Origin of the sequence: Psychrobacter sp. HII-4, assembly GCF_904846595.1 — a bacterium.
GTDB lineage: Bacteria > Pseudomonadota > Gammaproteobacteria > Pseudomonadales > Moraxellaceae > Psychrobacter > Psychrobacter celer.
The window spans coordinates 94236-100908 of record NZ_CAJHBJ010000008.1; the positions used below are offsets into that span (position 1 = coordinate 94236).

6 protein-coding genes are annotated in these 6673 nt (G+C 42.7%); 3 read left to right on the plus strand and 3 right to left on the minus strand.

Translation table 11 applies throughout. The features are described from left to right. Positions 1-190 precede the first annotated feature (190 nt). The 3 genes from yidD to rpmH form a co-directional block, all read right to left on the minus strand. Complete coding sequence (gene yidD / locus JMX98_RS06330) at positions 191-556, minus strand: membrane protein insertion efficiency factor YidD (RefSeq protein ID WP_201585357.1); 366 nt, start codon at positions 554-556, stop codon at positions 191-193. Between the two features lies 1 nt (position 557). Next, a complete protein-coding gene (rnpA, locus tag JMX98_RS06335) occupies positions 558-929 on the minus strand; it encodes a ribonuclease P protein component (protein WP_201585359.1) in 372 nt (123 codons plus the stop codon). A gap of 199 nt (positions 930-1128) precedes the next feature. Then, complete coding sequence (gene rpmH, locus JMX98_RS06340) at positions 1129-1263, minus strand: 50S ribosomal protein L34 (RefSeq protein WP_007394757.1); 135 nt, start codon at positions 1261-1263, stop codon at positions 1129-1131. A 618-nt stretch (positions 1264-1881) separates the two neighbouring features. Between rpmH and dnaA the strand changes: the two genes are divergently transcribed. The 3 genes from dnaA (at position 1882) to recF (ending at position 6515) form a co-directional block, all read left to right on the plus strand. Further along, on the plus strand, positions 1882-3327 hold the full coding sequence (gene dnaA, locus JMX98_RS06345; protein ID WP_201585361.1) for a chromosomal replication initiator protein DnaA: 1446 nt from the start codon (positions 1882-1884) through the stop codon (positions 3325-3327). Positions 3328-3779: 452 nt separating this feature from the next. Beyond that, complete coding sequence (gene dnaN, locus JMX98_RS06350; RefSeq protein ID WP_201585363.1) at positions 3780-4955, plus strand: DNA polymerase III subunit beta; 1176 nt, start codon at positions 3780-3782, stop codon at positions 4953-4955. A gap of 330 nt (positions 4956-5285) precedes the next feature. Then, positions 5286-6515 carry a DNA replication/repair protein RecF gene (gene recF / locus JMX98_RS06355; RefSeq protein WP_201585365.1) on the plus strand — a complete coding sequence of 410 codons (1230 nt, stop codon included), beginning with the start codon at positions 5286-5288 and terminating at the stop codon, positions 6513-6515. The last annotated feature ends 158 nt before the right edge of the window (positions 6516-6673 follow it).

The following is a 6673-nucleotide window of genomic DNA, read 5'->3' on the forward strand; positions in this document are numbered from 1 at the left end:
GGGAATGAAAAATCAGGCATGTATCATGACCACCGCACAGTATTCACCCGTGTTTGAAGCGGCAATATCAGTAGTCAATCACATAAAATGTTCATCATTTTACTAAAAAACCGCTCTAAATGATACAAGAGTGTGGATAACTTGTGGGTAACTAAAGCGTTATCCTCAGCCAGTCCAAGCGCAGGTTTGCTCAGAGCACGCTCATTAGATGATTTAAACGTGAAACATAGCTTGTGGTGTCTCTAAATACATACAAACCTTGAGCAGTATGCCGAGCAGGGGATAAGTATTGATAATGATAACTAGACAACGGTAACGGCACAAAATCAATGCCATGTCCGCCCAAAGGGTGACAGCGACTCAAGCGCTTTAATAGCAGCCAGCTACCCGACCACCCCCCATGCCATGCCAACGCCTGCTTGCCATAGTTAGAGCACGTTGGATAATAACGACAACGCGCCGGTATGATAGGGCTTATTATCTTTTGATAAAGAACAATGAAATAACAAATAAAATTATAAAAAAAATTATTTATTATTTTTAGAAAAAACACCATTTTATTTTTTTTCTATTTTTTTAAAAATATTATTTATTTGATTCTTTAAATCTGTATTATCTATATCTTTTAAAGGATTTTTTATTATAAAAACAATATCTTTGTTTTCTAGATTAGAATACTTGATACGAAACTGCTCACGTATTTGGCGTTTGATTAGATTGCGCATCACGGCCGTGGGTACTTTACGCTTGGTGATCGCCATACCTACGCGTGCACCTCCATGCGTGTTAGTACGTACAAACGCCATCAAATGGCTTTGATGAATTTTACGCTCTGGCGCATCAAACACCTCTTTGAACGCTGTAGGCGTGAGCAGGCGCTGCGCTTTGGTAAAGCGAGCATTGGGGGTCACTAAAGCAGTATGGGGCATAATCAACCTGGTTTTAGAGCTTACGATGGTAGCAAGAATAATAGCGTAAATATCAAAGCAAAGTATAGAGACAAAAAAAGCGCCGATATAGGCGCTTTTAATATATGACGATGTGTTAGTTGTGAAGACTGACTATCGCAATCTATAATTAATAGAAACACAACAAGCACATATGGCCATGCTTATCGCTATCTACTGATTATACAGTAAGGCGATGACGTCCTTTAGCGCGGCGACGGGCTAAGACCTGACGGCCTTTTTTAGTTGCCATACGTGCACGGAAACCGTGAGTACGTTTACGCTTGATCACGCTTGGTTGGAATGTACGTTTCATAACTCACCTATCAAAATAATGGGACTAAATTCGTAATAGCGGAGGATTATACCATTCCCTATTATTTTGGTCAATAAACTAATTTGCTTTATGAAATTATCGTTGAATCCGGTAAAGCCCTCTGTACGTCTCAAATAATTTAGACACTTAAACATAATTTATCTAGTAGTAACTATCATCCAACCAGGTATTCAAGGATATCAAAATCGTTTAGTTATCCACAGTTTTCTGCCAACTCCATAATAATTAATTATTAATATATATAGATATTGTTGTTATTGGGGACGGTTTTTTCTGTGGTTAACTTATTATTTCTATTTTATATCAGTGGTTTGTGCTATGGGTAAAGTTGTGGATAACTTGTGTATGAATTATGGATAACCGAGTGTTTTTACTTATCCCCAAAAGTATCCACAGTCTTATCCCCAAAATAGAGGATGTTATCCACAGGCGATTTGTGGTAGATTATCACCTTGTTTGGCGGACAAGAGACAGCATGTGGCTGTCTTTTTATTTGATTATCAAAAGCGAGCAAAAATATCGATGCTGGTAGTAGCGAAAGGCTTGCCTCTGGTGTCAGTTTGCTAGGGATTTGATATTAACGAGGTAATGGGTTTCATGATAGATACAGCCACTATTTGGGATAAGTGCCTAAATGACTTGCGTTACAGCGTCAAGGACAACGTATTTACCATGTGGTTACGGCCACTGTCAGCGCATCAAGAGGCCAGTAGTTTAATTATTCTTGCGCCCAATGATTATTTTGTAACTTACATCAAAAAAAATCATTTACAAGATATTCAGCAGCTGGTAGCTAAGCACAGCCAAGGCAGTATTGAAGAAGTGGTGGTGCGTGTAGACAATGCTGGTCGTCAGGTAGAAGATAATCCACAAGCGCAGTCAGGCTCTCTGTTTGTAGAGGATATCCCCTCCCCTACCCTTACTGACCAAAATTTTCAGACCGCGCATCATCATATGGCAAAGGCTGACATCGATACCAATACGCGTCAGGCAGAATTAATTGGCTCTGCTGATGCAAAATCGCTTAGTTATCTCAACCCTGACTTTACCTTTGAGACCTTTGTCACTGGTAAGTCTAACAATCTGGCTTACAAAGCCTGTTATGAGCTTGGTAAGCGCCAATCGAAAAACCGGCACAATCCTTTATTTATATACGGGCCTTCTGGGTTGGGAAAAACGCATTTGATGCATTCCGTTGCACATCGCTATTTAAAAAATAATCAAAGTTTTTATTATTTCACTTCCGAAAAATTTATTAATCAATTAGTTTATTCATTAAGGAATAATAAAATAGAAGATTTTAAGAAAAAAATAAAAAAAGTAGATTTGTTGATTGTAGATGATATTCATGTATTGGCTGGAAAGACAAAAAGTAGTAATGAGTTTTTGACGTTATTTGCTGACTTCACAAGTGGTGATAAACAGCTGATTTTGGCGTCTGATAGACACCCCTCACAGATGACAGAGTTTGATGAGCGCTTTAGGTCGCGTTTTTCTTGGGGGCTGACGGTGGCTGTTGATCCGCCTGAGATTGATACACGTGTACAGATTTTGCAGAAAAAAGCGGCTTCTTATGGGATGACGTTGCCTAAAGAGTGTGCGCTGTTTATCGCGCAAAACGTCGTCTCTAATGTTAGGCGTTTAGAGGGCGCACTAAACCAAGTATTTGCCAATGCCAACTTAACTGGCGCGCAAATCACACTAGAGATGGTGCAATATGCCCTAAAAGATATCGTTGCCATGCGTGTACAAGCAGTCAATATGGACAACATCCGCAAAATCGTCGCTGAATATTATGATGTGACGGTAAAAGACATCATGGGGCGCAAGCGTACCCGCAGTATCGCAAGACCGAGGCAAATAGCCATGGCCTTGTCACGTGAGCTGACGGGTGATAGTTTTCCAGAGATTGGTCAGTCGTTTGGCGGCCGTGACCATACGACAGTGATGCATGCTTGTGATAAGGTCAATGAGCTGCGTGCAGCAGACCCAGCGTTTGATAAGGATTACAAGACGCTAGCCCTTATGTTACAAGCAGGTTAGCAGCTCTCAGTCTTACTATGTTTTAGCGCCATGATATGGTTTATACTATAGTCAACCCGACATAACATTGGCATGTTTTATGTCATATGCTACTGGTATTTATTTTGTGCAGCCTCTGTCGGCGTCGACACAGCGCGCCAGAAAAATAAATACCAGTAGGACAGCACCTATTTTAAAATAGTTTAATTCTATCAATGTCTAGGCAGGCGTATGCTTTATAGATTATCGTCAGTAGACAGGGTATGATTAAGCCACTATTTGTATAGTCGATTCATTGTAAAAGCGATACAGTGTAGCTGGTATAAATTTTGCCCAGCATCTGTCAGCGTAAACACAGCAAGCAAGGAAAGTTTGTACCAGTTGCACGTTCATATGAGCGTATCGATTTTATTTCGAACTGACTGTAGTTTATTTTTGTAAAAAAAGAATCCTTTAAATAAGAGTAACTAAGCATGCAATTATCGATTAATCGAGAGTCGTTACTAAAAGCTATTAATTTGATCGCCAAAGCTGCTGATAAGCGCCACAATATGGTCATTTTAGGCAATATTAAGTTGCAGCTATCTGAGTCGCAGCTGATCTTGACGGCGTCTGACCTAGAGGTCGAGCTGACATCGACATTGAAATTGCCTGCCGGTGCTTGTATTGCCGCAGGGACGACCACGTTACCTGCCACTAAGTTAAAAGATATTTGTAAATCGCTGCCAGCTCAAGCTCAGATCAATTTGACCACGCAAGAAAACGAGCGCTGTTTGCTGACCAGCGGCAAAAGCCGCTTCACTTTGGGCACCTTGCCAAGTGAAGATTATCCAAGCCTAGGCAATCCAGAGAACATCACGCCGCTTATCATCAGTCGTAGCCGTCTGACGGATCTGATTCACAAGACTCAGTTTGCGATGGCTATCCAAGATGTGCGTTACTATTTGACTGGGATGTTGTTCGATGTCTCTCAGCAGCAGCTGACCACGGTGGCCACCGATGGGCACAGATTGGCATTGGCACGTAGTGTGATCGATGTCAGCAGCGACCTAAATATGCAAGCTATTTTGCCTCGTAAAGCGGTCATTGAGCTTGAGCGCTTGGCTTCTGAGCTGGGTAAAATGCTGGGTGATAAAGACAATCCTGTCACCCTAAGCTTTGGCCGTGAGTTTTTGCAAGTCAGCTTGCCATTTGGTGAGGTGGATAGTGCAGGGCAGGTCAGTAATGATCTGGTAGTGATTTTTACTGCGCGCCTGATCGATGGTAAGTTTCCTGATTACCGCCGAGTCATGCCGAGCAATACGGATAAGTTGGCGCTGTTTAATCAAGAAAAAATGACAGAAGTACTGCGCCGTGTGGCGATTTTGAGTAATGAAAAATCTCGCGGTGTGGTCTTTAATTTTGCCACCGACGGTATGGTCGAAGTACGCGCCAACAACGCTGAGCAAGACGAAGCGGTCGAGGTGATTCAGGCGAAATATCAAGGTGAGCCGATGGAGCTGTCGTTTAATGCTGCGTATCTACAAGACGTATTGGGCGTCATCCAAGGCGATGTACAAATGCATATGAGTCAATCCAATGCCTCGGTGTTGGTCAATCAGCTAGGTGATGAGTTTCATCAGTATGTGATTATGCCAATGCGTATTTAGTGTTCGCAGTTTATTCCCACTATAGTCGATACACTATAAAAATGTCATAGCGCTACTGGGATGAATTTTGCGCAGCCTCTGGGAACGCAGCACGCAAGTAAAATTTATACCAGTAGCGCGTTTAAATCCATAACAGTTTTACATTCAGCTAACTATAAAAACAACGTGTACGTGATTTTAACAGTATTACTAAGGCTGTTTTTTGCCAATTTAGATCAAAAGCATGCCTTAGTAAACTCTAAGTTTTCGACTCAAATTAATTCTCAAACCTTTCTTTACCAAACGTTTATCTGCTAAATTAAGCGTTTTTAATAGGCGGCTGTCGCTATCATGATTGAACGTCTACAAATCTCAAATTTGCGTAATCTTACGCATGTCAATATGCACACTGCCGCCTGCAACGTGCTGATTGGTGCCAATGGCAGCGGCAAAACCTCGTTGCTTGAAGCCATATTTTTGTTGTCCAGAGGCAAAAGCTTTCGCCATCATCAGCCTAAACGTTACATTCAGCATCATCAACACACTGCCACTGTTCATGCGCGCTTGAGCGATGGCAATACGTTGGCGATCCAAAAGCAAGCCGATGCCACAACGCTGCTGCGGCTCAATCAAAGCACCGTCTATAATCAAAGCATCTTGACTGAGCAACTACCGACACTATTAATCGATCCTTCTAGTATGGACATGCTAGAGCAGGGCAGTGCCAGTCGTCGTCAGTTGTTAGACTGGCTAGTGTTTCACATGAAACAAGGATTCCACCCGCAGTGGCTAGCCTATCAGCGCCTGCTAAAACAGCGCAATAGTTTATTAAAAAAAAGTAAGCATTTAACGCACGTACAGCTTGCTGAGCTGAGGTCTTGGGATAAAGGGCTTGGCAATCATGCCGCGCTTATTCACCATTATCGTCAGCACGTGTTTACAAAGTGGCAGCCTTACTTTGCCGATAGCATCGCTCAGCTGTTGCCGAGTTACGCCGAGCAGCTGAGTCTAAGCTACCATGCAGGTTACGATACCGATGTGGCGCTAGAGGTGCAACTTGGTGAGCGCTTAGAGCAAGACTTGCAGTTGGGCTATACCCGTATCGGCAATCATCGCGCTGATATCCATGTCCATTGGCGCTCTAATGACACCGTAGCAACCAACGATACCATGCTACCTGACAAGCTACCTGCTGGCTCGGGCAGCAAGCAGGTAGTCGCTGACCCCTTACCGATGCTAAAAGAGCAAGCGGCAAACGTCTTGTCTCGCGGCGAAAAAAAGCTACTCATCACTGCGCTACGTTTATCACAATTGCCTTTATTATTACAGACGGCTATCACGACACAAGTAAGTACCAATGAAAACGAACGAGTGCTCACTGCCACACCAGTAGTACTACTTGATGATATCACCGCCGAGCTAGATGAGAGAGCGATAGAGATATTATTATCCACGTTAGCCAAACTGCCTTGTCAAGTGTTTATGAGCAGCCTGACCGCTGATGTCACACCTTTGGTTAATGATTTGTGGTCAAACCCTATGATGTTTCATGTGAAACAAGGGCAGGTTTTGCCTTTCTAATAGCGCTAAATCTTGTCAAACAGCCGCAATGAGTTTAGGGCGTGTTGAACATTCGCAAATAGGCACTGCTGATCGCTAAAATTGTTCCAGACAAGGCACAAAGCGACGATAATGCAGATGCCTTAGCGAGATTTGTAACGCAGTATGGGGCAATTTTA